The organism is Streptomyces flavalbus, from assembly GCF_042674625.1.
GTDB lineage: Bacteria > Actinomycetota > Actinomycetes > Streptomycetales > Streptomycetaceae > Streptomyces > Streptomyces flavalbus.
This window is the reverse complement of record NZ_JBHTEB010000001.1, coordinates 5,063,673-5,089,507: the sequence shown is the minus strand read 5'-3', so window position 1 is coordinate 5,089,507 and position 25,835 is coordinate 5,063,673. Positions and strand designations below refer to the sequence as shown.

Here is a 25,835-nt window from a genome sequence, read left to right as displayed (position 1 = left end):
GGGGCCCCGGGCTGGCGTAGGGCGGACACCGCTCCCCGCGGGCACCCCTCGGTAATTCAACGGTTCGTGTGAAACCGGGACCGAAGCGGCGTGCCCCCAGGGCGGCTTGGCCACACGACTGGTACCCGCGCCGCTCCGAGAGACGGGGCGGCATGAGAGAAGGGAGCCAGTCATGGGCGACACTCCGTCCGACAAGGAGTCCTCGGAGGACTGGGCCAAGGCCCTCGGTGACCTGCTCACCGAGCTGTCCGACGCCGACTCCGGCCAGCAGGTCACGGAGTCCATGGTCAGCAACGCGGACAAGGCCAGGAAGGGTCTGCGTGGCAAGGGCGGTCTGCTGGGAGGCGTCCTCATCCCCGGGATCATGTAGGAACCGCCGAGGGGCCCGGCCGTGCGCGAGCGCGGCCGGGCCCCGCCGCACCCCCACCCGGCGTAAGCCCGGAACATCCCCGGCCCCCCGTTCGCTATAGCCGGTATGAGCGAATACCGGATCGAACACGACTCCATGGGCGAGGTGCGCGTCCCCGTCGACGCCAAGTGGCGGGCGCAGACGCAGCGGGCCGTGGAGAACTTCCCCGTCTCCGGGCAGCGGATCGAGCGGGCGCACATCGAGGCCCTCGCGCGGATCAAGGGCGCCGCCGCGAAGGTGAACGCGCGGCTCGGGGTGCTCGACGAGGACATCGCGGCGGCCGTCCAGGAGGCGGCGGCCGAGGTCGCGGAGGGGAAGTGGGACGCGCACTTCCCGGTCGACGTGTTCCAGACGGGGTCCGGGACGTCGTCCAACATGAACGCCAACGAGGTCATCGCCACCCTCGCCAGTGAGCGGCTGGGGCGGCCCGTCCACCCCAACGACCACGTCAACGCCTCGCAGTCCTCCAACGACGTCTTCCCGTCGTCGATCCACATCGCCGCCACCGCCGCCGTCACGCGCGACCTCGTCCCGGCGCTCGGCCGGCTCGCGGACGCGCTGTCCCGCAAGGCCGAGGAGTTCGCGGACGTCGTGAAGTCGGGCCGTACGCACCTGATGGACGCCACACCCGTCACCCTGGGCCAGGAGTTCGGCGGGTACGCCGCCCAGGTGCGGTACGGCGTCGAGCGGCTGGAGTCGTCGTTGCCGCGGCTGGCCGAGCTGCCGCTCGGCGGGACCGCCGTGGGCACCGGCATCAACACCCCGCCCGGCTTCTCCGCCGCCGTCATCGAGGAGGTCGCCCGGACGACGGGGCTGCCGCTGACGGAGGCGCGGGACCACTTCGAGGCGCAGGGCGCGCGGGACGGGATCGTCGAGGTCAGCGGGCAGTTGCGGACCATCGCCGTGGGGCTGACGAAGATCGCGAACGATCTGCGGTGGATGGCCTCCGGGCCGCGCACCGGGCTCGCGGAGATCTCCCTGCCCGACCTCCAGCCCGGGTCGTCGATCATGCCGGGCAAGGTCAACCCGGTCATCCCCGAGGCGGTGCTGATGGTCGCCGCCCAGGTCGTCGGCAACGACGCCACCGTGGCCACCGCGGGCGCCTCCGGCAACTTCGAGCTGAACGTCATGCTCCCGGTGATCGCGAAGAACGTGCTGGAGTCGGTCCGGCTGCTCGCCAACGTCTCCCGGCTGCTCGCCGAGCGGACCGTGGACGGCGTCGTCGCCCACCGCGAGCGGGCCCGGGAGTACGCCGAGTCGTCGCCGTCCGTCGTCACCCCGCTGAACAAGTACGTCGGGTACGAGGAGGCCGCGAAGATCGCCAAGAGGTCGCTGGCCGAGCGGAAGACGATCCGCCAGGTGGTGCTGGAGGGCGGGTACGTCGAGCGCGGCGACCTCACCGTGGAGCAGCTCGACGAGGCACTCGACGTCCTGCGGATGACACGGCCGTGACGGTCGGTCACCCCTGCGGGAACAGTGACGCGCACCGCAGCGCCGTATACCGGTGACGCCTAAAATCCGTTCATGGCAGACCGAGACGGAGACGCGGACGGCGCGGACGTGAGGCACCTGGCGGCGGGCGGCGCCCCGGCGGCGTACTGGGCGCCCGGGACAAGCATCCTGTGGCGGTACCGGGAGAACGCCGGTGACCGCTTCCACATCGCGCGCCCCGTCACCGTCGTCCACGACGACCCCGAGCTGCTCGCCGCCTGGATGGCCCCCGGCACCGAGTGCGTCAAGCCGGTCCTCGCCGACGGCACCCCCGTGCACCAGGAGCCACTCGGCAGCCGCTACACCAAGCCGCGCACCGTCACGCGCGACCGCTGGTTCGGCACCGGCGTGCTGAAGCTGGCGCGGCCCGGTGAGCCGTGGTCGGTGTGGCTGTTCTGGGAGCCGGGGTGGCGGTTCAAGAACTGGTACGTGAACCTGGAGGAGCCGCTCACCCGGTGGGGCGGCGGCGTGGACTCCGAGGACCACTTCCTCGACATCTCCGTACACCCGGACGGCAGTTGGCACTGGCGCGACGAGGACGAGTTCGCGCAGGCCCAGCGGGACGGCCTGATGGACCCGGGGCGCGCCGAGCGGGTGCGGGCGGCGGGACGGGCCGCGGTGGCCGTGATCCGCGACTGGGGGCCGCCGTTCTCGGACGGCTGGGAGAACTGGCGCCCCGATCCCGCCTGGACGGTTCCGCAACTGCCGGAGGACTGGGATCGTACGCCCGCGCATGTGTCCTCGTGAGACCCTTGCTGTGCCCCCGGGCACCAAACGTAGGATCGTCCTCCGCAAGGGCGCGTCGCAGCAACTCCGGGGGTACGCGCAGGGTCTGACCGGTTGTCACCGAGGGGCGGGCAGGACGTGAGTGAGGGGTACGACGGCGACACCCGCGCGGGCCGTGGGTCCGCCGGTGACACAGCAACAGCCTCTGCCGACGCGGGAATTCCGTTCCTGGGACACCCATTCCGGGTATCGGAACCCCTGCGGGACGAACTGCGCGTGCGGCGCACGGTGCGCACGACCCCGGACGGATGGACTCGACACGCGTGACGGAGCAGCCGACCTCCTTTGAACGCGCCCAGCCGGGCGCCGACCCCGCGATCCCCCGCGGGGCGATGGTGCATACCCCGGCGGCGGCCCGAAGTACCGATTTACCCGCCTCCGCCGCGTCCACCGGGCCCGAGCACGCCCAGCCCCCCGCCGCCGACCCCGGTACCCACCGGCCGCGTCCCGCGGCGTCCGAGCACATCCCGGCGCAGCCCGCTCCCGACCAGGACCACGCCGCCGTGGGCCCCGGCGGCCCCAACGGTCCCGCCGGTCAGGACCGCCGCACCGGGCAGGGCGCGCTGACGCCGGGTCGGCCCACGCCGATGCGGCGGGACGGGGACCGGCTGCGGTTCGTGGGCGCCGCCACCCGGCGCATCGCCCGCGGCATCGACCTCGAAGAGATCGTGATGGGGCTGTGCCGGGCCACCGTGCCGACGTTCTCCGACGCGATCCTGGTCTATCTGCGCGACCCGCTGCCGGTCGGCGACGAGCGGCCCACCGGCCCGATGGTGCTGCGGCTGCGCCGCACCGACCGCATCCCGGAGGAGCGGGACACCGAGAGCGGCTTCCTGTCCGCGCCGCTGCCGGAGCCGACGGAACCGCCGGGGCTGACCGAGCTGACCGCGGAGCTGTCCGAGGTGCGGCCCGGTGGCGCGCTCGCGGAGGTGCTGCGCGGGGTGCGCCCGGTGTTCGCGGACGCGCCCGCCGCCCGCGCCGCGCTGCCCGAACTCCTCGGCGCCGACGCCGAGGGGATCGTCCCGGCCGGACAGCGGGCGATCCTCGCGCCGCTGCGCGGCCGACGCCGGGTGATCGGCGCGGCGGTCTTCCTGCGCCGCCCCGAACGGCTCGCGTTCGAGGCCGACGACCTGCTGGTCGCCGCGCAGCTCGCCACGCACAGCGCCCTCGGCATCGACAAGGCGGTGCTGTACGGGCGGGAGGCGTACATCGCGGACGAGCTCCAGCGCACCATGCTGCCGGAGACCCTGCCGCAGCCCACCGGCGTCCGCCTGGCCTCCCGCTACCTCCCGGCCGCCGAGACCGCCCGCGTCGGCGGCGACTGGTACGACGCCATCCCGCTGCCCGGCAGCCGCGTCGCCCTCGTCGTCGGGGACGTCATGGGCCACTCCATGACCTCCGCCGCGATCATGGGTCAGCTCCGCACCACCGCGCAGACCCTGGCCGGTCTCGACCTGCCGCCGCAGGAGGTGCTGCACCACCTCGACGAGCAGGCCCAGCGCCTGGGCACCGACCGCATGGCGACCTGCCTGTACGCCGTGTACGACCCGGTAAGCCACCGCATCACCGTCGCCAACGCCGGACACCCGCCACCCGTGCTGCTGCACCTGGGCGGCCGGGCCGAGGTGCTGCGGGTGCCCGCGGGCGCCCCGATCGGCGTCGGCGGCGTCGACTTCGAGGCCGTGGAGCTGGACGCGCCCGCGGGCGGCACCCTGCTGCTGTACACCGACGGCCTGGTGGAGTCCCGGCTGCGGGACGTGTGGACCGGCATAGAGCAGCTCCGCGAGAAGCTCGCCGCGACCGCGCAGCTCACCGGCCCCGACCACCCGCCGCCGCTGGAGGCCCTCTGCGACGAGGTCCTCGACATGCTCGGCCCCGGCGACCGGGACGACGACATCGCGCTGCTCGCCGCCCGCTTCGACGGCATCTCGCCCAGCGACGTGGCGTACTGGTACCTCGACCCGGAGGAGATGGCGCCCGGCAAGGCCCGCCGCCTGGCCCGGCGCGCCCTGGCCCGCTGGGGCCTTGAGGAGCTGTCGGACTCGGTGGAGCTGCTGGTCAGCGAGGTCGTCACCAACGCCGTGCGGTACGCCTCCCGGCCGATCACCCTGCGGCTGCTCCGCACCGACGTGCTGCGCTGCGAGGTCGGCGACGACGTGCCGCAACTGCCCCGGCTGCGGCAGGCCCGCGCCACCGACGAGGGCGGACGCGGGCTCTACCTGGTGAACCGGATGGCCCGGCGCTGGGGCGCGACCCGGCTGAGCACCGGCAAGGTGGTGTGGTTCGAGCTGAACGGCGCCTGACCGGGCCCGGACCACCGCCCCCCGGCGCTACTCGTTGCCGTTGCCGTTGCCGGGCGCGGCCGGGTTGTCCGGCAGCTCGATCTCGCTCGTCTCGGTCGGCGGCGGCTCGCTCGTCGGGTCGTCCGTCGTCGGCTCGTCCGACACGGGCGGCTCGGTCGTCGGGTCCTGCGTCGTCGGCGCCTCGCGCGTCGGGGGTGCCGACGTGGTGGGCGCCTCGCTGGTCGGCTCCTCGCTGGGCGACTCCGACGGGGGCGCCTCGCTGGTCGGCTCCTCGTCGGGCTCGACCGCGGCGCCCTGGTCGGTCTCCAGGTCGAACTCGGTGACGCCGCCCATCGCGCCGAAGGTGTACTGCGCCCAGATCAGCGCCGGGAAGCCACCGCCGTTGACGCGCGGCTCGCCGCCCGCCTTGTACATCGGGACCTGGTTGTGCGGGGGCTCGTCGTTCTCGCCGAACAGGCCGACCGACGTGACCAGGCCCGGCGTGTAGCCGGTGAACCAGGCCGACTTGTTCTCGTCCGACGTACCGGTCTTGCCCGCGACCTGCTGCTCGCCGCGCGCCGGGTTGTTCCGCACCGAGACCCGGGCGGTGCCGTCGTCGACCACGCCGGTCAGCACGGAGGTGACGGTGTCCGCGGCCTCCCGGCTGATGACCTGCTCCCCCACCGGGTCCGGCAGGTCGACGGTGAGGTCCTTGTGCTCGGCGGCGCCCACGATCGCCGGGGTGACCTTCTTGCCGTGGTTGTCGAAGGTGGCGTACACCCCCGCCATCTGGAGCGGGCTCGCGCCCATGGAGCCGAGGGTCTGGGCGGGTACGGCCTCCAGGCCGCCGCTCATGCCGAGGTCCTCGGCGACCTCCATCACCCGGTCCATGCCGACGTCGATGCCCATCTGGGCGAAGACGGAGTTGATGGACTTGTTCATCGCGGTCTGCACGGTGACGTCGCCGTAGTCGACGTCGTCCTCGTTGGGCGGCGCGAAGCCGACCTCCCGGCCGTTGTCCTCGGCGGGCCGCTCGCTGTCACCGTCGTAGATGGTCTTCGCGGTGATCGGGTCGCCGTCCTGGGTCTCGGCGGCGTCCTCCAGGGCGGCGGCGAGGATCACCGGCTTGAAGGTGGAGGCGGCCTGGTAGTCGAGGCGGGTGGCGTTGTTGCGGAAGTGCTTGAGGTAGTCCACGCCGCCGTACATCGCCAGCACCCGGCCGGTCTTCGGGTCGACGGAGACGGCACCGGCCTGGACGTCCGCGTCGACCTCGCGCTCCTTGGGGTCGAGCTTGCTGGTGAGCTGCTGCTTGACCGACCTGACGAGCTGGGCCTGCTTCTTCTTGTCGATGTTGACGGTGATCGTCCAGCCGCCGCGGTCGATGCGGGCCAGCGCCTCCTCGGTGTCGGCGGCGGCGCCCTGGTCGACGAGCTGCCGGGCGAGTTCGGCGTTGGCGGCCTCGACCAGGTAGCCGGTCTGGCCCTCCATGCCGGGCGCGCCCGCGGGGTCCTTCGGCACCGGGAACTTCGCCGCGGCGCGCTCGGTGGCGTCGAGCCAGCCCTCCTCGACCATGTTGTCCAGGACGTAGTTCCAGCGCTGCTTCACCAGCTTCCGGCCGGTGTCGGAGGCGGACGACCAGTCGTACTGGCTGGGCGCCTGGAGCAGCGCCGCGAGGTAGGCGCCCTGCTCGACGGTGAGGTCCTCGGCGTCGACGCGGTAGTACGCCTGCGCGGCGGCCTGGATGCCGTAGGTGCCGCGGCCGTAGTAGCTGGTGTTGATGTAGCCCGCGAGGATGTCGTCCTTGGACATCTGGCGGTCCACCTTCAGGGAGATCACCAGCTCCTTGAGCTTGCGGGTGACCGTCTGCTCCTGGGTGAGGTAGTAGTTCTTGACGTACTGCTGGGTGATCGTCGAGCCGCCCTGCTTGCCCTTGCCGGAGAGGGTGTTGAGGACGCCGCGCGCGGTGCCCTTCAGGTCGACGCCGGAGTCGCTGTAGAAGGACTTGTTCTCGGCGGCGACGAAGGTGCGCTGCACCTCCTTGGGCACCTGGGCGAGGTCGACGACCTCGCGGTTGACCTCGCCGGTGCGGGCGAGGGTGGAGCCGTCGGCGTACTTGTAGACGTTGCTCTGCTCCTGCGCGAGGGCGTTGCCCTGGGGCACGTCGATCATCAGGTACAGCACGATGAAGCCGCCGATGCCGAGCAGGCACAGGCCGAGGAACGTACCGAGGATCTTCTTCCAGGTGAACAGGCGGCGTATGCCACTTGGACCGGCCGCACGGCGGCCACGGCGCTGCCGCGCTCGCCTCTCTTCGGCTCGTCCCATGAGTCCGTTCGCTCCGCTTCGTTCTCGTCCGCCCCAGAAGGCTGTCCCAGCCTTGCAAGCTAACACCGGTTTATCTGACGAAGTCCGTCCGATCCCACTCTTTCCGGACGTGACAATCAGCACCCACCTCAATGAATCCGACGACTGAGGGGCGGCGGGGGTTGCTACGAGCGGGTAAAGTGATATCACTTTGCGAGCAGAAGCTCAGCAGCACAGAGACGGGGGTTCCCCATGTCCGCACCCGACACCACACCCACCGCCGACGTCCCCGAGATGCCCGCCCCGCGCGTGCGGGAGTTCCAGGCGCACAGCATCGGCGGCGGGCTCGCCCTGCTGCTCGGCCTCCTCGGGCTGTTCGGCGGGGTGGGCCTGGCGATCTCCGCGGTGGCGGTCAGCGGCGCCGCCAAGGCCGCGCTGATCGTCCCCGGCATACTGATCGCCGTGGCCGCCTTCCTGGCCATGTGCGGGCTGAACACGGTGGCGCCCGGCGAGGCCCGGGTCGTCCAGCTCTTCGGCCGCTACCGGGGCACGATCCGCCAGGACGGCCTGCGCTGGGTGAACCCGTTCACCAGCCGCACCAAGATCTCCACCCGGGTCCGCAACCACGAGACCGCCGTCCTGAAGGTCAACGACGCCTACGGCAACCCGATCGAGCTGGCCGCGGTCGTGGTGTGGCGGGTGGAGGACACCGCGCAGGCCACCTTCGAGGTGGACGACTACGTCGAGTTCGTCTCGACGCAGACCGAGGCCGCCGTGCGGCACATCGCCATCGAGTACCCCTACGACGCCCACGACGAGGACGGCCTGTCGCTGCGCGGCAACGCCGAGGAGATCACCGAGAAGCTCGCGATCGAGCTGCACGCGCGCGTGGAGGCGGCCGGAGTGAAGATCATCGAGTCCCGCTTCACGCACCTCGCCTACGCCCCCGAGATCGCCTCGGCGATGCTCCAGCGGCAGCAGGCGGGCGCGGTGGTGGCCGCGCGGCGGCAGATCGTGGACGGCGCGGTCGGCATGGTCGAGGCGGCGCTGGCCCGGATCGCCGAGCAGGACATCGTGGAGCTGGACTCGGAGCGGAAGGCGGCGATGGTCTCCAACCTGATGGTGGTGCTCTGCGGGGACCGCTCGGCCCAGCCCGTGCTGAACACCGGGACGCTCTACCAGTGACGGACCCCCAGCCCCAGGAGGAGCCGGGAACTCCCCGGCGCGGGCAGCCGCGGCAGCGCAAGCAGGTGCTGCTGCGGCTGGACCCGCTGGTCTACGAGGCGCTCGCGCGGTGGGCGTCGGACGAGCTGCGGTCGGCCAACGCGCAGATCGAGTTCCTGCTGCGGCGGGCACTCGCGGAGGCGGGACGGCTGCCCGGCGAGGCGGGCCCGATCCCCCGCCGGGGACGGCCGCCACGGGGCCCGGAGTCGCAGTAGCACAACTGTGACAAAGGGCCCTGACCTGCGGGTTCGTACGCCCTGCCGAGCACTGTGCACGGCGTGTATACATGCCGTGTATACGCCCTGTGTACAGTGCTCCGCATGTCCATTGGTCCCATCGGTCACACCCTCCTCGGACTCCTGGAGTCCGGCCCGCGCCACGGCTACGACCTGAAGCGGGCGTTCGACGAGAAGTTCGGTCAGGACCGGCCCCTGCACTACGGCCAGGTCTACTCCACGATGTCGCGGCTGCTGAAGAACGGCCTCGTCGAGGTCGACGGCGTCGAGCCCGGCGGCGGCCCGGAGCGCAAGCGGTACGCCATCACCGACGCCGGGGTCACCGACGTCGAACGCTGGCTCGCCACCCCGGAGAAGCCGGAGCCGTACCTCCAGTCGACCCTCTACACCAAGGTCGTCCTCGCGCTGCTCACCCGGCGCGACGCCGCCGACATCCTCGACGCCCAGCGCTCGGAGCACCTGCGGCTGATGCGCGTCCTCACCGACCGCAAGCGCAAGGGCGACCTCGCCGACCAGCTCATCTGCGACCACGCCCTGTTCCACCTGGAGGCCGACCTGCGCTGGCTGGAGCTGACCGCGGCCCGCCTCGACAAGCTCGCCGAGGCGGTGAAGGCCAAGTGACCCCACCGCCCGGCTCCCTGCTCACCGCCGACCAGCTCCGCAAGGCGTACGGCCCCACCACCGCCCTGGACGGCGCCGACTTCTCCATCCACCCCGGCGAGGTCGTCGCCGTCATGGGCCCCTCCGGCTCCGGCAAGTCCACGCTGCTGCACTGCCTCGCCGGGATCGTCACCCCCGACTCCGGCTCGATCCGCTACGACGGCCAGGAGATGGCCACCATGAACGACACCCGGCGCAGCGCCCTGCGCCGCTCGGAGTTCGGGTTCGTCTTCCAGTTCGGGCAGCTCGTGCCGGAGCTGACCTGCGTGGAGAACGTGGCGCTGCCGCTGCGCCTGAACGGCCGCCCCCGCAAGGAGGCCGAGCGCGCCGCGCTCACCTGGATGGAGCGCCTGGAGGTCGACGACCTGCGCAAGAAGCGTCCGGGCGAGGTCTCCGGCGGGCAGGGCCAGCGGGTCGCGGTCGCCCGCGCCCTGGTCACCGACCCGCGCGTGCTCTTCGCCGACGAGCCGACCGGCGCGCTCGACTCCCTCAACGGCGAGCGCGTGATGGAGCTGCTGACCGACGCGGCCCGCTCCACCAACGCCGCCGTCGTCCTCGTCACCCACGAGGCCCGGGTCGCCGCCTACTCCGACCGCGAGATCGTCGTCCGCGACGGCAGGTCCCGGGACATGGAGCGCGCCGTATGACGCGGCAGTGGCTGCGCGACCTGCGCATGGGCGCGTCGTTCGCGTTCACCGGGCGCGGCGGCTGGGCGCGGGCCGTCCTCACCGGCGTCGGCGTCGGCCTCGGGGTGGCGCTGCTGCTGCTCACGACCGCGATACCGAACGCGCTGGACGCCCGGCACGAGCGGTCGGAGGCGCGCGTCGACATCACCTACAGCCCCGTCGTCCCGCCGAAGTCGGACCGCACGCTGGTCGTCGCGAACGTCGACACCTCCTACCACGACGAGGACGTCCGCGGCCGGGAGCTGGAGGCGGAGGGCGCCCGGGCGCCGCTGCCGCCGGGCGTGGACCGGTTCCCCGCGCCCGGCGAGATGGTCGTCTCCCCGGCGCTGAAGCGGCTCCTCGAGTCGGACGAGGGCGCCCTGCTGCGGGAGCGGCTGCCGGACCGGATCACCGGCACCATCGGCGACGAGGGCCTGGTCGGCCCCGCCGAACTCGCCTTCTACCGCGACGGCCAGGACCTCGCGGAGCACATCGACACCTCCTACGTGACCCGGATCGACCACTTCGGCGGCGAACGGCAGCCGTCCGAGCCGTGGGACCCGGTGCTGATCCTGCTGATCGTGGTGCTGTTCGCGGTGCTGCTGACACCGGTCGGCGTGTTCATCGCCGCGGCGGTGCGGTTCGGCGGGGAGCGGCGCGACCGGCGGCTGGCCGCGCTGCGGCTGGTCGGCTCCGACAGCCGGATGACCCGCCGGGTCGCCGCGGGCGAGGCGCTCGCCGGGTCGGCGCTCGGGCTGGTCTTCGGGGCGGTGTTCTTCCTCCTCGGCCGGGAACTGGCGGGCTCCCTGGAGGCGTTCGGGATCAGCGTCTTCCCGGACTACCTCAACCCGTCGCCCGCGCTGGCCGCGCTGGTCGCGCTGGCGGTGCCGCTGGCCGCCGTCCTGGTCACCCTGCTCGCGCTGCGCGGTGTGGTGATCGAGCCGCTGGGCGTCGTCCGCACGGCGAAGCCCGCGCGGCGGCGGCTGTGGTGGCGGCTGCTGCTGCCGCTGGCCGGACTCGCCGCGCTGTACCCGATGATGGGGCAGGGCCGCGACAACGGCGACTTCAACGAGTACCTGGTCGTCGGCGGTGTCGTGCTGCTGCTGGTCGGCGTGACCGCGCTGCTGCCGTGGCTCGTCGAGCGGTTCGTCGCCCGGCTCGGCGCGGGCGCGGTGTCCTGGCAACTGGCCGTGCGCAGGCTCCAGTTGAGCAGCGGTACGGCGGCCCGCACGGTGAACGGCATCGCGGTCGCGGTGGCCGGTGCGATCGCGCTGCAGATGCTGTTCACGGGCGTCGAGAGCGACTACACCGAGCCGACCAGTGTCGACCTCACCCGCGCGCAGATGCAGGTGCGCCTGACGAGCGACGTGGCCGTGCCGTCGGCCGCCGAACGGTTCCGGCGGACCGAGGGCGTGCGCAATGTCGCCGCCTACTCCGAGGGCGGCCTCGGGGACCGGCCCCAGGACCCGGAGCACACCACGCAGGTGACCGTCGCCGACTGCGCGGCGCTGCGGGAGGTGGCGGTGCTGCCGTCCTGCCGGGACGGCGACGCGTTCGCGGTGACGGGCGCGGAGTACGACACGGAGACGCCGCTGCTGGCCAAGCCGGGCCGCACGCTGTACCTCGACCCGTCCTACGACACCCTGGCGCCCGGCCGGGAGGTCCCCTGGACCCTTCCGAAGGGCCTGAAGCAGGCCGAGTCCCGCACCGACATGACGGGCTCCGAGCGCGGCGGCTTCCTCCTCACCCCGGGCGCCCTGCCCGAGGGCGGGGCGCGGGCGCTGACCGGGCAGGTGTACCTGGCCGTCGACTTCTCGGTGCCGGACGCCGCCGAGAAGGTCCGCAACACGGCCGCCGCCGTGGACCCGCTGGCGTACCCGATGACGTGGTCCGCCGTGGACCGCACCGACCGCTACGACTCCATCCGCACCGGCCTGCTCGTCGGCGCGGCCTGTGTCCTGGCGCTGATCGGGGCGAGCCTGCTCGTCTCCCAGCTCGAACAGTTGCGGGAGCGCCGCAAGCTGCTGTCGGCGCTGGTCGCCTTCGGCACCCGGCGGCGCACGCTCAGCCTGTCGGTGCTGTGGCAGACGGCGATCCCGATCGCCCTCGGCCTGGTGCTCGCCGCCGCGGTCGGCATGACCCTGGGCGCCGTGCTGCTGCGGCTGGCGGCGACGCCGGTCGCGGTGGACTGGGCGAGCGTGCTGACGATGACCGGCACCGGCGCGGGGGTCGTCCTGGTGGTGACCCTCCTGAGCCTGCCGCCGCTGTGGCGGCTGATGCGGCCGGAGGGCCTGCGCACGGAGTGAGCTACGGCTTGCTGTCCTCGGTCGGGGGCGGCGGCGTGTCCTCGGTGGGCGGCGGGGTTCCGGTGGTCCCGGACTCCGCCGCCAGCCGGGCCCGCGCCACCTCCTCCGAGTAGCTCCGCAGAGAGCCGACGACGGTGTTGGTGACCGCCACCAGCGGCACCGCGACGACCGCCCCGCCGATCCCGGCGATCATGCCGCCCGCCGTCACCGACAGCACCACGGCCAGCGGGTGCACGCGGACGGCGCGGCCGAGGATGAACGGCTGGAGGATGTGCCCCTCGATCTGCTGTACGGCGAGGACGACGACCAGCGTCATCACGGCGGTGAACACGCCCTGCGTGACCAGCGCGACGACCACCGCGAGCGCCCCGGACACCACCGCGCCGACCAGCGGGATGAAGGCGAACAGGAAGATGAACACGGCCAGCGGCACGGCCATCGGGACGTCCAGGAAGTAGATCCCGAGCCCGATGAAGATGGCGTCGATCAGCGCCACGACCACCGTGCCCCGGACGTACGCCGTCAGCGTCCGCCAGGCCCGCGGACCAGCACCGGCGACGCCCGGCCGGGCCGCCGCGGGCACCAGCTTCAGCGACCACTCCCAGATGCGCCTGCCGTCGTAGAGCAGGAACAGCGTGGAGAACACGGCCAGTAGAACGCCCGTCAGGGTCTCCACGACCACGGTGACGCCTTCGAGGCCCACCGACGTGATCTCGTCGGTGTTCGCCCCGACCGCCTCCCGGAGGTTCTTGGCGATCTCGTTGATCTGCTTGTCCGTGACGTGGAACGGGCTGTCAAGCAGCCAGCGCCGCAACTCGTCGATGCCGTCCTGCACCTGGTCGGAGAGGTCGTCGATGTTCTCCATGACCTGCCAGGTCACGAACCACCCGATCAGCCCCATCACCACGAACCCGAGCACCGCGGTGAGCGCGGTCGCGGGCCCGCGCGGCACCCCGTACCGCCGCAGCCGCGCCACGGTCGGCTGGAGCAGCGCGGTGATCAGCAGCGAGGCCACGAACGCCAGCACCACCAGTTGTACGGCGCTGATGACCCGCATCAGCACCCACAGCGTCCCGGCGAGCACCAGCAGCCGCCAGCCGACCTCGGCGGCCACCCGCACGCCCCACGGCACGGCCTGCGCCGGGTCGGGGCGGGCCGGTACCAGCGGCGGGCGGTCCGGTGGGGGCGGCACGGGGGCGGGGGCGGGCGGCTCGGACCGCTCCTCGGCGTGTTCGCGCTCGGCCTCGGCCCGGCGCTCGCTCCACCGCTCACTCATGGCGGTCAGCCCGGCGCCGACCCGGCCGACCCACCCTGGCACTCGCGACATGATCCGTCCTCTTCCCCCGCTCTTCCCCACCACTCCCCCCCGGAGTCGTCGGATCCGACCGTACAGGGCCCCGCCGCGCGGGGCGCGCAGGCCGGGTGAAGCGCGAAAGCCCCTCCCCTAGGACGGGGAAGGGCTGCGCGAGGTTGAGAGCGCCGCGGGTTCCGGCTCAGTACCAGTTGTTGGCCTGCCAGAAGCCCCAGGCGCCGCAGGGGCTGCCGTAGCGCTCGTTCATGTAGTTCAGGCCCCACTTGATCTGGGTGGCCGGGTTGGTCTGCCAGTCGGCGCCGACGGACGACATCTTCGACCCGGGCAGCGCCTGGAAGAGGCCGTAGGCGCCCGAGGAGGGGTTGACCGCCTGGTAGTTCCAGCTCGACTCGTGGTCCACGATGTTGCTGAAGCAGGTCCACTGGTCGGCCGGGACCATCGAGCGTGCCATCGACTGGATCTCGGCGACGGAGTAGGAGCTCTGGACCGCGAAGCTGGAGGCGTCCCGGGTGGCGGAGCGGCTGGCCAGTTCCTCGGCCTCTTCGCGCTCCTTGGCCTCCTGGGCGGCCTTCGCCGCCTTCTCGGCGGCTTCCTTCTTCTCGATGGCGGTCTGGGCGGCGGCCTTGCGGGCCGCTTCCTCCGCCTGCTTCTTGGCGCTCGCGTCCGCCGCGATGGCCTGGACGTCGGCCTGCTGCGTCAGGGACGCGGTCTGCACCTGGGCCTGCTGGCCCGCGGGTATGTCCGCGAGGAGCGTCAGGTCGGTTGCCGCCGCCTCGGCGTCGTTGTCCTGGGCGGTGCTGCCCGAGGCAACGCCGACGACGCTTCCGACTGCGGTGACCGCGGTGGCCGAGGCCACTGCGAATCCCCGGACCGAGATCCGGCTCACACGGTTTCCTTCCAGCATCGCCCGCTTCGGTGACCCTGGCGGACGCAATCGTGCCCCTGGCACTGGCCTCCCCAACTGCGGGGTCACGGGAGGCGCGGGCCCGGTGGGCGACTCCCGGCTCGGGGGCGCCGCGTGGTGCTCGGGCGGCATACGACGGTTGCTATGGAGTTGTGACTGCTGTTGTGCCGTGGCGCTGGGGGCACAGGAGTGTCGTATGCGGGGCCTGACAGGATTGAGACTCTGCCGTAACCCGACGGCGCAAGGCAATTCCGAGTTGCGTGTGAAAGCTCACATGCGGTTTGCCCCCGCGGATTTCCGCTTTCCACCCCACACGAAGGCGCCGCCCGGCTAGGCTCTCGGCCTTTGCCGGGCGGCGCCAACTGCCGCGTGACCGCCCCGAGCTGGGGCGAGACGGTCAGATCTGGCCGTCCTCCAGCATTTCGGTCACAAGGGCGGCGATCTGGGACCTCTCGGACCGGTTGAGCGTCACATGGGCGAAGAGCGGATGGCCCTTCAGCTTCTCCACGACGGCCACCACGCCGTCATAGCGCCCGACGCGCAGATTGTCCCGCTGTGCCACGTCATGGGTGAGAACGACCCGTGAGTTGGCGCCGATCCGGGACAGCACGGTCAACAGGACGTTCCGCTCCAGCGACTGCGCCTCGTCCACGATCACGAACGCGTCGTGCAGCGAACGCCCCCGGATGTGGGTGAGCGGCAGGACCTCCAACATGCCCCGCGCGGTGACCTCCTCGATGACCTCCCGGCTCGTCACCGCCGACAGGGTGTCGAAGACCGCCTGCGCCCAGGGGCTCATCTTCTCGGCCTCGGTGCCGGGCAGATAGCCCAGCTCCTGCCCGCCGACGGCGTACAGCGGCCGGAAGACCATCACCTTCTGGTGCTGCCGCCGCTCAAGCACCGCCTCAAGCCCGGCGCACAGCGCCAGCGCCGACTTGCCGGTACCGGCCCGCCCGCCCATCGACACGATCCCGACGTCCGGGTCGAGCAGCAGGTCGAGCGCGATCCGCTGCTCGGCGCTGCGCCCCTTGATGCCGAACGCCTCCCGGTCTCCGCGCACCAGCCGGACGTTGCCCTCGGGCGTGACCCGGCCGAGCGCCTTGCCGCGCTCCGACTGGATGGTCAGCCCCGTGTGCACGGGCAGGTCGGCGGCCTCGGGGACGTACAGGTGCCCTTCCTCGAAGAGGATGTCCACCTGCTCGCCGGGCAGGGTCAGTTCGGACATGCCGGTCCAGCCGGAGGAGTCCGTGATGGCCAGTTCGGCGCGGTACTCCTCGGCGAGGAGGCCCACCGAGGACGCCTTGATCCTCAGGGGCAGGTCCTTCGACACGACGGTGACGTCGAACCCCTCGGCCTGGAGGTTGCGGGCGACCGCGAGGATGCGGGAGTCGTTGTCCCCCAGCCGGTAGCCGCTGGGCAGCACGCTGGGGTCCGAGTGGTTCAGCTCGACCCGCAGCGATCCGCCGAGTTCCCCGATCGGGATGGGGGCGTCGAGACGGCCGTACCGGACGCGGTAGTCGTCGAGCAGGCGCAGGGCCTGCCGGGCGAAGTAGCCGAGTTCGGGATGGTGCCGCTTGGCCTCCAGCTCCGTGACCACGACGACGGGGAGCACGACCTCGTGCTCCTCGAAGCGGCTCATGGCGTTCGGGTCGGCCAGCAGGACGCTGGTGTCGAGAACATAGGTGCGCCGGTCGGGCTTGTGGCGCTTTGTGCTGGTCACCACGGAAGGACGTACCCCCTCGGATGAGGTCGGGGAGCGACGGAGACTAGCTGGACCGGTTTCCGGCCGCGGTGCACCGCGGGCCGAGGACCGGCCCTCCGCTGCTGCGTCCGTGCGGTGAACGCACGATCGGGCTGGTGCAAAGGGCCTCCCGGGCGGACGGCCCCGTGCCGTCCGCTGAGATCCGACACCCGTGGTTCGGGAGTCGACCTGTTGGGTCTATGCCCTCGAACACCCGCCGCCATGCCAGGGCATATGACGGCGCGCTGGTGAACTCCGTGTGACGCGCTGCCCGCTGGGGTCTACGCCGGGTCGGTCAGCCGCCGTAGCGGCGGTGCCGGGCCGCGTAGTCGCGCAGGGCCCGCAGGAAGTCGACCTTACGGAAAGCGGGCCAGAAGACGTCGCAGAAGTAGTACTCCGAGTGCGCCGTCTGCCAGAGCATGAATCCGGACAGCCGCTGCTCACCGCTGGTCCTGATCACCAGGTCCGGGTCGGGCTGGGCGCCGGTGTAGAGGTGACGTCCGATCATGTCGATGTCGACGGCCTCGGCGAGCTTCGTCAGCGGGACGCCGCTGTCGTGGGCGTCGAGGAGCATGGAGCGCACGGCGTCGGCGATCTCCTGACGGCCGCCGTAGCCGATGGCGACGTTGACCGTTATCCCGTCGACGTGCGCGGTGTCCTCCTGGGCGCCCTTGAGGGTGCGCTGCATGTCCTCGGGGAGCAGGTCCAGGTTGCCGACGTGGTGGACGCGCCAGCGGCCGTCGGCGGCGAGGGAGCGGACGACGTCCTCGATGATGCCGAGCAGGGGGACGAGTTCCTCCGCGGGGCGCTCGAAGTTGTCGGTGGACAGCAGCCAGAGGGTGACGACCTCGACGTCCGTCTCGGAGCACCAGCCGAGGAACTCGCCGATCTTGTCGGCACCGGCCCGGTGGCCGTGCATGGTGGAGGAGCCCGCCGCCCTGGCCCAGCGCCGGTTGCCGTCCATGATGACGCCGATGTGCTTGGGCACCTGAGCGTGGTCCAGGTGGCCTTCCACCCGGCGTGCGTACAGCCTGACCAGCAGGCCGCGCAGCTTGTCGCGCAGGTTCACGTGATCGTCAGCCCCTCCGTACCGTGGCGGTCCCCGCTGGCGAAGCGTACCGCTGTGGGGTGGGGGCGGGAGCCGGGGGTGGAGGCGGGGGCGATGATCCCGCGGCGTCGCGGAGTGCCGTGCGGAGCGGCAGGTTCCGGGGGCACAAAAAACGGGCCGGTCCGTGGGGGGGAGACGGACCGGCCCGAGGGGGGGCTTCCACCATAACCCTTCGTAAGTGATGCTGCGTGCATCGGCGTGCCACAACTACTCTCCGAATTCGCCCGGCGACGCCACGATGGGGGCGGAACCCCCGGTTCACATGCGGTTCATGGCCGGATCGGGGTGCATACACAGGTCCTCAGCGGTCTGGAGCACATCATCCCGACGGGTTAACGCGGCCCGCCGCGGCCTTGACGCCTCAGGCAGAGCACCGCGCGATCCCCTCCACCGCGCGGCACCCACCGCGCGGCTTTGCTCACGCGAATTACCTTGGTCTGAACCTACCGGAGGTGCGCGGCGGAAACGAGCCACCGCCGGTAACGATGTGAAAACCACACCGGCCGCCCGGCTATCCCCGCTCGGCTCTGCGGGCGTCGAACAAGTGCCGGGTGCTGTGCGCCGTGAACGAACCCTCCGCGCGGATCCGCTCGTCCAGTTCCCGCAGCCGGGACGCGTACCGCTCCACGGTGAAGTCCGGCACGATCCACACCACCTTGCGCAGGAAGTGCACCACGGCGGCGATGTCGTGGAACTCCATCCGCAGCCGCTCCGCCCGCAGCTCCACGACCTCCAGCCCCGCCGCCTCCGCCGCGGCCCGCTCCCCCTCCGGGTCCCGGCCCCGGCGCGCCTCCTCCGGCCGCGGCCCGAGGAAGAACTCGGTCAGCTCGAAGACGCTGGCCGGACCGACGTGCTGGGCGAAGTACGTGCCGCCCGGCCGCAGCACCCGGACGATCTCCGCCCAGTCCGGCCGCACCGGGTGCCTGCTGGAGACCAGGTCGAAGGAGGCGTCCGGGAAGGGCAGCGGGGCGTCCTCCGGCGCGCCGACGACGGTGACGCCGCGCGGCTGGAGCAGCGCGGTGGCTCTGGCGAGGTTCGGCGGCCAGCCCTCGGTGGCGACGGTGCGGGCGGGCACCGCGGGGGCGGCCCGGCCCAGGGCGAAGTCCAGCACCTCCCCGCCGCCGGTCTGGACGTCCAGCGCGGCCTCGGCCCGCGCCAGCCGCCCGGCCAGCGACTCGGCGTACCGCCAGGACGGCCGGGCCTCGCTGGCCCGCCCCTCGAACCACGAGAAGTCCCACCCGTCGGTGGGCACGGCGGCCCCCTCGGCGACCAACTCCTCGAAGGACCTCATGCGCGTCCCCTCCCTCTCCATGGCCCTACGGCACCAGCGGGCGGACGTCCTCCGCCACCAAGTCGTCCTACGGCACCAGCGGGCGGACGTCCTCCGCCACGAACCGGACGAAGCCCTCCGGGTCGGGCTCGTCCCCGGTCGGCTGGAGGACCACCGTGTCCGCACCTGCCGCGGCGAGCCCGCGCACCGCCTCCGCGACGGCGGCGGCGTCCCCCGCGACGCCGAGACCCGGCACGTCGGCCAGTCCCTCGGCGGCGAGTTCGGCGCGCAGCCGGGCGTCGGCGCCGGGGCCGGTGGCGGCGAGCAGGTAGACGACGACGCGGTGCGGGTCGGTCCGCCCGGCCGACGCCCGCCCCTCGTCGATGAGCCGCCGCGCCTCGCGTACCCCCTGCGCGGAGGTGGCGCAGGTGAGCAGGGTGCCGTCCGCCGCGGCGCCGGACAGCCGCAGGGTGCGCGGCCCGGTGGCGCCGGCGAGCACCTCGGGCGCCTGGGCGGGCGGCCAGTCGAGGGCGACGTCGTCGAGCCGGACGTACCGCCCCTTGGTGCTGAGCCGCTCGCCGCGCAGCAGGGCGCGCAGGGCGTCGAGGTGCTCGCGCAGCAGCGTCAGCGGCGACTCGGCGCGCGCCCCGACCTGCCCCATCCAGTCCTGGACGCCGTGCCCGAGGACGACGACGGGACGGCCGGGGAACATCCGGTGCAGGGCCGCGGCCTCCATCGCGGTGACGGCGACGTTGCGCAGCGGTACGGGCAGCAGGCCGATGCCGACCCGGAGCCGTTCGGTCCAGGCGAGCGCGGCGGCGACCGTGGAGACGCCGCCCTCAAGGAAGCAGTCCTCCCACAGCCACAGTTCCTCCAGCCCGCTCTCGTCGGCGAGCCGCGCGATGTCGCGCAGCCGCTCGGGCGGGAGTTGGGGACGGAAGACAGCGCCGAGTCCGGTCATGGGATCTTCCTAGCGGTCGTACGTCCGTACGACAACCGCTTATCCGCCGCCCGCGCATCCCGTCCGCGCGCCCTCACGCCGCGGCGAGGGCCCCCAGCAGCACGCCCGTGAACGCCCCGCCGATCATGAACGGCCCCAGCGGGATCGCTGACTTGCGGCTGGCGCGGCGCAGGGCGATCAGTGTGAGGCCGTACAGACTGCCGTAGGCGAGCCCGGCGAAGGCGCCGAGCAGCAGCGTGGACCAGCCGTACCACCCGAGGGCGGCGCCAAGACCCAGCGCCAGCTTCACATCGCCGAAGCCCATGCCGGACGGGTTGACGCGGTGCAGGAACAGGTACCCGGCACCCAGGGCGAGCGCGCCGAGCAGCGCCGTCGTCCAGGAGCCGCCGTCGGCGGGGAGCGCGGCGGCGACGCCGAGCAGCGCCAGGGTCACGGCGGCGAGCGGCAGCGTCAGCACGTCGGGCAGCCGCTGGACGCGCTGGTCGACCAGCGCGAGCAGTACGGCGACGGGCGCGACGACCAGCCAGACGGCTACCTCGGGCCGCGCGCCGGTCGCGGCGCCGAGCAGGGCGCAGACGGCGGAGGTGAGCACAGCGACACCGACGACATTCGGCCCGTACCGCGCACAGTCCACCACCGCGCACCGGGCCCGCCCGACCCACCCGCCGAACGCGCCGGTGATCGGGTGCCCGCCGGGGCAGTCCGCACGCCACGGCTGCTCGGCGTCCACCGAGAGCCGGTGCACGGCCCGCGGCAGCAACAGCCCGGCTCCGGCGCCCCACAGGGCGGCCACGAGGACGATGAGTGCGCGCACGCGGGGACCCTAGTCCGCCGGGCCCGCGCCGGGCATGGGCCCGGGGACCCATGCGGGGCCCGGCGGGCGGTGGGTACGGTCCTTGCGCGGGCGACAGGGAGACGGGGTACGGGGACATGGGCCGACGCTGGCGGGACGGACGGGGCGAGCTGATCGTGCACGGCCCCGACGCCGACGTCCGGGTCCCCCTGGAACTCGCCACCTCCTACCGCGCCCGTACGAGGGGCCTGCTGGGCCGGGACACGATCGACGGCGCGTTGCTCCTCTCCCCCGCGAGCAGCGTGCACACCTTCCGGATGCGCTTCCCCATCGACGTCGCCTACCTCACCCACGACCTCACGGTCCTCACCGTCCACACGATGCCCCCCGGCCGCCTGGGCGCGCCCCGCCTTCGCTCCCGGCACGTACTGGAGGCGGCGGCGGGGGCGATGGCGGGGTGGGGGGTGGGGGCCGGGGTGCGGGTGAGTGTGTCGCCGGAGAGCCCTAGGGGGTGAGGGCCGTTGTCAGGCGGTCGTGTACGCGGTCCAGGGGGGCCGGGGTGCGCAGGGGGGCGCAGGTGTGGGTGCCGTTGGGGGGGAGGTTGACCTTGGCGAGGGTGCTGAGGAGGGCGCGGGGGCCCGTGTCGACGTAGGTGGTGAAGCCCGTGCGGCGCAGGGTGTGCAGGGCGCGGCCGAAGCCCATGGGTTCGGCGAGGTGCGCCGCCGCGGCGGTGCGCAGTTGGGCCGGGGTGTCGGCGCGGCGGCCGTCGGTGACGGTGGTGTGCACCGCCAGTCTGGGGCGTCTGAGCGGCTGGCTCTGGAGGAGGCGCCGGAAGGTGCGGTGCACCTCGCCGAGGAGCGGGTGGTGGAACGCCGTCCGGCTGGTGAGCGGCGCGGCGCGGTGGCCGCGGTCGCGTGCCGTACGCTGGAAGGCGGCCAGGTCGGTGTCCGGGCCCGCCAGGACGACCTGCGCGGGCGCGTTGTGCGCGGCGATCCGTACCCGTGGCGCACCGCCCTCCCGGAGCGCGTCGACCGCCTGCTCCCAGGTCATGTCGGTGACCAGCAGGCCGGCCCGGGGCAGCCGGGCGTCCCGCAGGAGGCGGTCCCGGATGCTGAGAAGCTGCACGCCCTGGCGGATCGTGAGGGCGCCCGCGACGGTCAGCGCGGCGAGGTCGCCCATGCTGTGCCCCATGACCGCGTCGGCGGAGGCGGGCAGCAGGTCCAGTACGACGCTGGCGGCGGCCACGGCGGCGGTGTACGTGGCGAGGTCGAAGGCGAGCGGGTGGGTGGCGACGAGTTCCTCCGGCGGGGCCGCCGCGGGGTCGGTGAGCAGGTCGCCCACCGACACGCTCACCCCGGCGTGCGCGTCCACCATCTCCAGTACGGCGCTGACCGGCGGGTGGTCCCGCAACGGGCGCAGGGCGCCTGGGAGGTAGGCGCCCTGGCCGGGACACAGCAGTACGGTGCGGGGTTTCATGCTGCGGTGTGGGTGAAGGCCAGGGCCACGTTATGGCCGCCGAAGCCCATGCTGGTGCTGAGCGCGGCGAGCGGTCCGGCGCCGGGCAGGGGCTGGGGGTGGCGGCCCACGACGTTCAGGCCGATGGTGTCGATCTCCGGGTCGAGGCGGTCGAGGCTGTGGACGGGCGGCGCCGTCCGCTCCCGCAGCGCCAGCACCGTGAGGACGGCCTCGATCGCGCCCGCGGCGCCCAGGGTGTGCCCGAAGGCGGACTTGGTCGCGCTGACGGCGATCTCCTTCAGCTCGTCCCCGAACACCGCCGTGAGGGCCTGCGCCTCGCAGAGGTCGCCGACCGGGGTGGAGGTGGCGTGGGCGTTGATGTGCTGGACGTGGGAGGGGAGCAGGCCCGCGTCGCGCAGGGCGGCGTCGACGGCGGCGGCGCAGCCGGTGCCGCCGGGGGCGGGCTGGGCGACGTGGTGGCTGTCGTTGGTGATGCCCGCGCCCGTGAGGTGGCCGTGGATGCGGGCACCGCGGGCGGCGGCGTGCTCCGGGCTCTCCAGGACGAGGATGCCCGCGCCCTCCCCCATCACGAACCCGTCGCGGTCCGCGTCGAACGGGCGGGACGCCTGCCCGGGGTCGTCATGGCGGGTGGAGAGCGCCTGGAGCCGGGCGAACCCGGCGAACGCCAGCGGGGTCAGCGCGGCCTCCGTGCCGCCCGCGACGACGACGTCCGCGTAGCCGTACCGGATGAGTTCGAGGCCCTGCGCCAGGGCCTCGGCGCCGGAGGCGCAGGCGCTGACCGGGGTGTGGACGCGCGCCTTCGCCCCGATCATCAGGCCGACCTCGGCGGCGGGGTGGTTGGGCAGCATCCGCGGGATGGTGCGGGGGCTGACCCGGTCGGGGCCGTCGGTCTCCAGGCGGTGGTTCTGCTCCAGGATGGTGCCGAGCCCGCCGAGGCCGACGCCGACGACGACGGCCACCCGGGTGCCCTGGCCCGCTTCTTGGTCGAACCCCGCGTCCCGCCACGCCTCCTTGGCGGCGACGAGGGCGAACTGCGCCGAGCGGTCGCAGTGGGAGGACTTCGCCGGGGGCAGTACGGTACGGGGCTCCACCGCCGCCCGCGCCGCGAGGTACTCCCGCGTCGGGCCGCCCGGTGGGCCGACGTCGAGCAGGCCGACGCCGCACTCGCCCGCCAGCAGCGCCGACCAGGTGGAGGCGACGTCACCGCCGAGCGCCGTGGTGACGCCGAGTCCGGTGATCGCCGCCGATGCCGTGGGGGGAGCCGGTACGGCTCCTCGGTGACGGCTCACGAGGGCTCACCGGCGGGGGCCGGGACGGTGGCGCGGAGATGCGCGACGATCTCGCGCACCGTGGTGAGTTCCTCCGCCTCCTCCATCGGCACCTTGATCTGCCAGTGGTCCTCGATGGCGGCGACGAGTTCCAGCCGGGCCAGGGAGTCGACCCCCAGGTCGTCCTTCAGGTCGCTGTCGGGCTGGATCTCCTCCGCGGTCAGGTCCTCGACGGTGGCGGTCAGCAACGCGCGGACCTCGTCGAAGAGCTGGCGTTCGTCGACCGTGAGTGGCGTGGAGGTCATGGGGGTCTCCTCATGGGGTCGTGGGACGCGAATGCGGCGCCGTGTGCCCGAGTGCACAGCGACAGCCTTTCCGACCGCCCGGGACGGAATGCGTCGGAAGAGGAGGGTGGTGGATCAACGGGAGCACGCGAGGGGCGCCCCAGCACGAGCCCAACTCCCACGCGCGTTCACGCGCTCCAGGTGGGGGTTAGGGTGCGGGGCGCTGGCCGCGTACCGGGTCCGCGCATGACGAAGCCCGCCCCGGCGGGGCGGGCCTGGTGGTGGTCAGGTCAGGCGCTCCCCCTGGGGAAGGAGATCTCCACGCGGCGGTTCTTCTTGCGGCCGGTCTCCGTGGAGTTGTCGGCGATGGGGTAGTCCTCGCCGTAGCCGCGGACCTCGAAGGTGATGTCGGGGTTGTTGAGTTCGGACTCCAGGACGCCGTGTACGGCGTTCGCGCGTTGGCGGGAGAGGACGTCGCCGTGGGCGGCGGAGCCGAGGTTGTCCGTGAAGCCGAAGACGCGGATCTGGGTGGCGTTCTGGGTCTTGATCTCCGCCGCGATCGCGACGATGCGGGCCTTCGCCTGGGCGCTGAGCCGCGCGCTGTCCTTGCCGAAGAGGACTTCGGCCTGCAGCGCGAACTTCACGTCCGCGTTGGTGTCCTCACGGCGTTCGTCGCCGCTCTGGTCCTCCACGACCTGCTTGATGTCCAACACCTTGGGCTCCGCGAGCGTGGCCCCCTCGGGGAGCTTCAGATCGGGGTCGTTGGCGTCGAGTTCCACGGGGGCGGAGGCGGTTGCCTCGGTGCCTGGGGGGACGCTGGGGTTGTCGTCGGCGGTGGCGGTCGTGGCGCCGTAGAGGGTGGTGGCGAGGATGAGTGTGGTGGCGGTGAGGGCCAGGGGGAGGCGGGTGGGGGTCATGAGGGGCCTCACCCGGAGATCGTGACGGTGCCGGTGGCGAAGGTCGGCAGTTGGAAAGTGACCTCCGTCGTGCTCGACGGAGGGGCTGGGAACTGCATGAAGACGGTGATCTCCTCCCCCGCCTTGAGGATCGACAACCCCGTGGTCGTCAGCGGACGCCCGTCTGTGTCACGCAGGACGTAGTAACGCTTCTTTGCCTTGCTGTCCACAAGAGTGGCTCCGCCCAGTGACCGCCCATGCGCGATGATCTCGGTCTCGTTGCCCCTCAACAGGGAAGGCACGGTGACCGACTTGTCGCTGTCGTTCTTCAGCGTGCCGTTCACCGTGAGAAATCCTCCGGAGTCACGCTCGGCGGAAGTGATCCTCAGCATCAGTCCGGAGGACCCCTGCAACTCGGCCAGCGGCTCGCTCGACTGACCCTCCTGAGCACTCGGCCGGGACCCGTCGGCCTTGGACGCGGACGCCGAAGCCCGGGGCTTCTCGTCGTCGCCCCCGCCCCCACCGCAACCGGCCACCCCGAGGGCCAGACCGGCCGCAACGGTCAACGCGACCATCCCCCTGCGGGCCTTCGTCGTGAACCGAATGCTCATGACTCCGCTTCCTTCATCACTCGTCGTTCGCTTGTCAGTCGGCCAGATGGACGTCGAAGAGGTCCTTGGGCTCCGGGAGGTCCAGGAGATTCTCCGGGTCCAGGTCCCAGATCGCGCCCCCCTTGCAGGTGAGACTCGGCAGCACGTCGTCCTCTGCGTCCTCGTCGAGGGGCTTGAAGTCGCAACGGGACTCGATGACTGCGGTGGCGGATGCCTTGGCGTGCTTGTCCTCGGTGCCGGGTACGACGGTTTCCCCCACGGTGTCGTCGGTCTCTACTTCGACCGTGAAGCGCAGAGGCCCGGTATCGCGGCAGCCCTCGCCGATCAAGTGGGCGTTGTTCTGCGCCGCGAGCTGCTGCGCACGCCAGCAGGAGTCGCCCAGTCCTGGGGCGTTGCCTTCGAAGATGCCCCGCCATTTCGCCGGGTTGAGCACATCGGTCACCCACTGGCCCGCGAGCAGGTCTCGCCGATCCTGGGCCGCCGCCAACGCTGCGGCGTCAGCCGCCGTCTGGGCCTCGTTCCGAGTGGTCGCGGCCTGGCCGACCGCTAAGAACGCGAACGCGAGAAAGAGCAGACCCCCCACCACCGTGATGTAGATGGGGAAGGCCTGCCCAGAGTCGTCTAGGGGACGCCCGCGCATTAACCCGTGATCTCGCCGATCTTCGTAGTGATCGCATCGGCGATCGTGCCGCCGAAGTCCGTGCCGAGGAGCACCAGAATGATCGCCACCACCACCGCGATGATCCCCAGGTACTCCACCGCGGTCTGTCCGTCGTCGTTGCGGGTCGCGCGGGACTGAAGGTAAGCGACGGTGGTGTTGAACCAGTTGCTCATGGTGTTCCCCTTCG

At 72.5% G+C, this 25,835-nt stretch carries 25 protein-coding genes; 10 read left to right on the top strand and 15 right to left on the bottom strand.

Going from position 1 to position 25,835, the window contains the following annotated elements; all coding sequences use genetic code 11:
* Window positions 1-172: 172 nt before the first annotated feature.
* The 4 genes from ACFQZ6_RS23065 (at window position 173) to ACFQZ6_RS23050 (ending at window position 4,989) form a co-directional block, all read left to right on the top strand.
* Window positions 173-370: a hypothetical protein gene (locus tag ACFQZ6_RS23065; RefSeq protein ID WP_381612031.1), complete on the top strand. Its 198-nt coding sequence runs from the start codon at window positions 173-175 to the stop codon at window positions 368-370.
* 105 nt (window positions 371-475) lie between these two features.
* Entirely contained in the window at window positions 476-1,861 is a 1,386-nt protein-coding gene (locus ACFQZ6_RS23060) for a class II fumarate hydratase (protein WP_381612029.1), read from the top strand.
* A 72-nt stretch (window positions 1,862-1,933) separates the two neighbouring features.
* Entirely contained in the window at window positions 1,934-2,647 is a 714-nt protein-coding gene (gene fomD / locus ACFQZ6_RS23055) for a cytidylyl-2-hydroxypropylphosphonate hydrolase (RefSeq protein ID WP_381612028.1), read from the top strand.
* 287 nt (window positions 2,648-2,934) lie between these two features.
* Entirely contained in the window at window positions 2,935-4,989 is a 2,055-nt protein-coding gene (locus ACFQZ6_RS23050; RefSeq protein WP_381612026.1) for a SpoIIE family protein phosphatase, read from the top strand.
* A gap of 27 nt (window positions 4,990-5,016) precedes the next feature.
* Here ACFQZ6_RS23050 and ACFQZ6_RS23045 read toward each other — a convergent pair whose 3' ends face one another.
* The gene (locus tag ACFQZ6_RS23045) at window positions 5,017-7,293 is read right to left on the bottom strand and encodes a transglycosylase domain-containing protein (RefSeq protein ID WP_381612024.1); all 2,277 of its coding nucleotides are present in this window, start codon (window positions 7,291-7,293) and stop codon (window positions 5,017-5,019) included.
* 231 nt (window positions 7,294-7,524) lie between these two features.
* Here ACFQZ6_RS23045 and ACFQZ6_RS23040 point away from each other — a divergent pair, with 231 nt between their 5' ends.
* The 5 genes from ACFQZ6_RS23040 to ACFQZ6_RS23020 all read left to right on the top strand — a co-directional run bounded on the left by ACFQZ6_RS23040 (window position 7,525) and on the right by ACFQZ6_RS23020 (window position 12,363).
* Window positions 7,525-8,457, top strand: coding sequence for an SPFH domain-containing protein (locus ACFQZ6_RS23040; RefSeq protein ID WP_381612022.1), 933 nt, complete (start codon window positions 7,525-7,527; stop codon window positions 8,455-8,457).
* Window positions 8,454-8,711, top strand: coding sequence for a hypothetical protein (locus ACFQZ6_RS23035; protein WP_381612020.1), 258 nt, complete (start codon window positions 8,454-8,456; stop codon window positions 8,709-8,711). The genes ACFQZ6_RS23040 and ACFQZ6_RS23035 overlap by 4 nt, the downstream gene beginning before the upstream one ends.
* A 105-nt stretch (window positions 8,712-8,816) precedes the next feature.
* Complete coding sequence (locus ACFQZ6_RS23030; protein ID WP_381612018.1) at window positions 8,817-9,353, top strand: PadR family transcriptional regulator; 537 nt, start codon at window positions 8,817-8,819, stop codon at window positions 9,351-9,353.
* The gene (locus ACFQZ6_RS23025) at window positions 9,350-10,039 is read left to right on the top strand and encodes an ABC transporter ATP-binding protein (RefSeq protein ID WP_381612016.1); all 690 of its coding nucleotides are present in this window, start codon (window positions 9,350-9,352) and stop codon (window positions 10,037-10,039) included. The genes ACFQZ6_RS23030 and ACFQZ6_RS23025 overlap by 4 nt, the downstream gene beginning before the upstream one ends.
* The gene (locus ACFQZ6_RS23020; protein ID WP_381612014.1) at window positions 10,036-12,363 is read left to right on the top strand and encodes an ABC transporter permease; all 2,328 of its coding nucleotides are present in this window, start codon (window positions 10,036-10,038) and stop codon (window positions 12,361-12,363) included. The genes ACFQZ6_RS23025 and ACFQZ6_RS23020 overlap by 4 nt, the downstream gene beginning before the upstream one ends.
* Window position 12,364: 1 nt before the next feature.
* Here the strand turns inward: ACFQZ6_RS23020 and ACFQZ6_RS23015 are convergent, their stop codons facing one another.
* From ACFQZ6_RS23015 to ACFQZ6_RS22985, 7 genes are all read right to left on the bottom strand, one after another.
* Window positions 12,365-13,690: an AI-2E family transporter gene (locus ACFQZ6_RS23015; RefSeq protein ID WP_381612012.1), complete on the bottom strand. Its 1,326-nt coding sequence runs from the start codon at window positions 13,688-13,690 to the stop codon at window positions 12,365-12,367.
* 166 nt (window positions 13,691-13,856) lie between these two features.
* A complete protein-coding gene (locus tag ACFQZ6_RS23010; protein WP_381612010.1) occupies window positions 13,857-14,561 on the bottom strand; it encodes an aggregation-promoting factor C-terminal-like domain-containing protein in 705 nt (234 codons plus the stop codon).
* 415 nt (window positions 14,562-14,976) lie between these two features.
* The gene (locus ACFQZ6_RS23005; protein ID WP_381612008.1) at window positions 14,977-16,302 is read right to left on the bottom strand and encodes a PhoH family protein; all 1,326 of its coding nucleotides are present in this window, start codon (window positions 16,300-16,302) and stop codon (window positions 14,977-14,979) included.
* Window positions 16,303-16,615: 313 nt separating this feature from the next.
* A complete protein-coding gene (locus tag ACFQZ6_RS23000; protein ID WP_381612006.1) occupies window positions 16,616-17,389 on the bottom strand; it encodes an isoprenyl transferase in 774 nt (257 codons plus the stop codon).
* A 550-nt stretch (window positions 17,390-17,939) separates the two neighbouring features.
* Window positions 17,940-18,719, bottom strand: a complete 780-nt coding sequence (locus ACFQZ6_RS22995) for a class I SAM-dependent methyltransferase (RefSeq protein WP_381612004.1) — start codon at window positions 18,717-18,719, stop codon at window positions 17,940-17,942.
* Between the two features lie 67 nt (window positions 18,720-18,786).
* On the bottom strand, window positions 18,787-19,659 hold the full coding sequence (locus tag ACFQZ6_RS22990; RefSeq protein WP_381612002.1) for an LLM class flavin-dependent oxidoreductase: 873 nt from the start codon (window positions 19,657-19,659) through the stop codon (window positions 18,787-18,789).
* A 73-nt stretch (window positions 19,660-19,732) separates the two neighbouring features.
* Window positions 19,733-20,473, bottom strand: coding sequence for a prepilin peptidase (locus ACFQZ6_RS22985; RefSeq protein WP_381612000.1), 741 nt, complete (start codon window positions 20,471-20,473; stop codon window positions 19,733-19,735).
* 116 nt (window positions 20,474-20,589) lie between these two features.
* Between ACFQZ6_RS22985 and ACFQZ6_RS22980 the strand changes: the two genes are divergently transcribed.
* Window positions 20,590-20,967, top strand: a complete 378-nt coding sequence (locus tag ACFQZ6_RS22980) for a DUF192 domain-containing protein (protein ID WP_381611998.1) — start codon at window positions 20,590-20,592, stop codon at window positions 20,965-20,967.
* Here the strand turns inward: ACFQZ6_RS22980 and ACFQZ6_RS22975 are convergent.
* The 7 genes from ACFQZ6_RS22975 to ACFQZ6_RS22945 all read right to left on the bottom strand — a co-directional run bounded on the left by ACFQZ6_RS22975 (window position 20,957) and on the right by ACFQZ6_RS22945 (window position 25,821).
* A complete protein-coding gene (locus ACFQZ6_RS22975; protein WP_381611997.1) occupies window positions 20,957-21,928 on the bottom strand; it encodes an ACP S-malonyltransferase in 972 nt (323 codons plus the stop codon). The two genes, ACFQZ6_RS22980 and ACFQZ6_RS22975, sit on opposite strands and share 11 nt — an antisense overlap.
* The gene (locus ACFQZ6_RS22970; protein ID WP_381611995.1) at window positions 21,925-23,217 is read right to left on the bottom strand and encodes a beta-ketoacyl-[acyl-carrier-protein] synthase family protein; all 1,293 of its coding nucleotides are present in this window, start codon (window positions 23,215-23,217) and stop codon (window positions 21,925-21,927) included. The genes ACFQZ6_RS22975 and ACFQZ6_RS22970 overlap by 4 nt, the downstream gene beginning before the upstream one ends.
* Entirely contained in the window at window positions 23,214-23,501 is a 288-nt protein-coding gene (locus tag ACFQZ6_RS22965) for an acyl carrier protein (RefSeq protein ID WP_381611993.1), read from the bottom strand. The genes ACFQZ6_RS22970 and ACFQZ6_RS22965 overlap by 4 nt, the downstream gene beginning before the upstream one ends.
* A gap of 269 nt (window positions 23,502-23,770) precedes the next feature.
* A complete protein-coding gene (locus tag ACFQZ6_RS22960; RefSeq protein ID WP_381611991.1) occupies window positions 23,771-24,397 on the bottom strand; it encodes an OmpA family protein in 627 nt (208 codons plus the stop codon).
* Between the two features lie 8 nt (window positions 24,398-24,405).
* Window positions 24,406-24,987: a hypothetical protein gene (locus tag ACFQZ6_RS22955; protein WP_381611989.1), complete on the bottom strand. Its 582-nt coding sequence runs from the start codon at window positions 24,985-24,987 to the stop codon at window positions 24,406-24,408.
* A gap of 34 nt (window positions 24,988-25,021) precedes the next feature.
* The gene (locus tag ACFQZ6_RS22950) at window positions 25,022-25,627 is read right to left on the bottom strand and encodes a pilus assembly protein TadG-related protein (RefSeq protein WP_381611987.1); all 606 of its coding nucleotides are present in this window, start codon (window positions 25,625-25,627) and stop codon (window positions 25,022-25,024) included.
* On the bottom strand, window positions 25,627-25,821 hold the full coding sequence (locus ACFQZ6_RS22945; RefSeq protein WP_381611985.1) for a Flp family type IVb pilin: 195 nt from the start codon (window positions 25,819-25,821) through the stop codon (window positions 25,627-25,629). Before ACFQZ6_RS22945 ends, ACFQZ6_RS22950 begins: the two co-directional genes overlap by 1 nt.
* Window positions 25,822-25,835: the final 14 nt, after the last annotated feature.